Source organism: Herpetosiphonaceae bacterium (assembly GCA_036374795.1).
Classification (GTDB): domain Bacteria; phylum Chloroflexota; class Chloroflexia; order Chloroflexales; family Kallotenuaceae; genus LB3-1.
In genome coordinates this window covers 1-1,407 of the sequence record DASUTC010000149.1, presented here as the reverse complement: position 1 = coordinate 1,407, position 1,407 = coordinate 1, and the positions used below count along the sequence as shown (strand labels likewise).

Below are 1,407 nucleotides of genomic sequence, written 5' to 3'. Positions count from 1 at the left end.
AGCAGCGCCGCGCCGCCCCGGATATTGTGCACCGAATCGGTCGTGAGCGCATCCTGGGCGATGCCGAGCAGCCGCGCGGCAGCGGCGAGCGTCTGCACGCTGGGATTATCGACCAGATGCATCAGGCCGTAGCCGTTGTCGATGCTGGGCGCGCCGTTATGATCGTCGAAGTGGGTTTCGGCGTAGGCGATTGCCATCAGCAGATCGCGCGGCACATCGAACTCTTTCGCGGCCTGCTGGAACGCGGCGTTCAGCCGACCGGGCGTGCCCTCCTGGGCCTTGGCGCGTGGCGCATACATGCCGCCCAGCGCGAAAGAAACGGCAACCAACAACAGCATCAGCCGGATCGCTGAACGTGCGACTGTTTGGGACATGGTCAACCTCGCCCTCCGAATATTAAGAACTTTTTACTTTAGCAACAGTAGCATGTTGTGGATCAACGTAACATAGCCATTGGTCCTACACCAACGATAGTACTTTGACATTTCTTAACATGCACACGTGTGCCAGGCATATGTAGCATACGCGCTGGTTAGCGCTGCGGCAATGGGGGAAATCCCTACCGTATGCCCGATCCGGATTAAGCAACACGACGCAGTTGGCTCGTGACGAGTCAACTGCGTCATGGCTGGGTAACAAGATTGAGCATCAGAGCGGGGAATGTTGGGCCGCGAAACTCGCGGCCCTCACCCCCGGCGCTGGCGCGCCTTCTCCTTCTCCAAGCCCAGCGGGCACCCCCGCTAGGAGAGGGAGTGGTTGGGCGCTCGGTTTGTTCACTTGTTCTTTCGCCGGTCCTGCGCCTTAGTCAGGATGTATCACCAGCTCGCGGATTGCCCTGGCGAAGCGATCTTGTAGCTCTGTCGGTATCTGCTCGCCTGTCACCTGCGACAAAATATCGAGTAACTGGGAGATTGCCAAATCGGGTTCGGGCCACGAGGATGCGAACGACTGGAACGGTTCGGGCGGCGTCAGACCAAGCGCGGCGGCCTCCTGCTCGGACAGCTCTTGCAGCGAGGCATTCTTGCCGAAGGGCACCCAATAGAAGGCGGTGGGCGCGCTGACCTCATTGTACTGGCTCTGCTGCACGCTGACGTTCCACGCCTGCCCCTGCTGCACCGGCAGCACAAAGCTGTTGGGATTGTTCGACCGGATGTAGCTACCGCCATCCATCCACGAAACCATATTGCCGCCGGTCGCCCATACCGTCATGGTGCTGGTCTGGCCGTAGAGGCGGGCGATGCATTTCTTGCTGGGATCGCTGGGAAAGCTGACGATGCCGACGACGAGGCCATCGGTGCTGGCGGTGTAGTTGCCGGGGTTGACGCCGCGCGCGTTCAGCATGCTGACAGCGTTTTGCACCGTCAGGCGGGTAGCGACGGCATTGGCGAGATTGGCGTTGCCCGTGGC

General features: G+C 60.7%; 2 protein-coding genes. Both read right to left on the bottom strand.

Features of this window, described 5'->3' with window-relative positions:
• Positions 1-338, bottom strand: a 338-nt coding sequence (locus VFZ66_10270; protein ID HEX6289567.1) for a transglycosylase SLT domain-containing protein, incomplete at its 3' end; no start/stop codon positions are given.
• Positions 339-801: 463 nt separating this feature from the next.
• Positions 802-1,407: hypothetical protein (locus tag VFZ66_10265; GenBank protein HEX6289566.1), on the bottom strand; the 606-nt coding region annotated here is incomplete at its 5' end.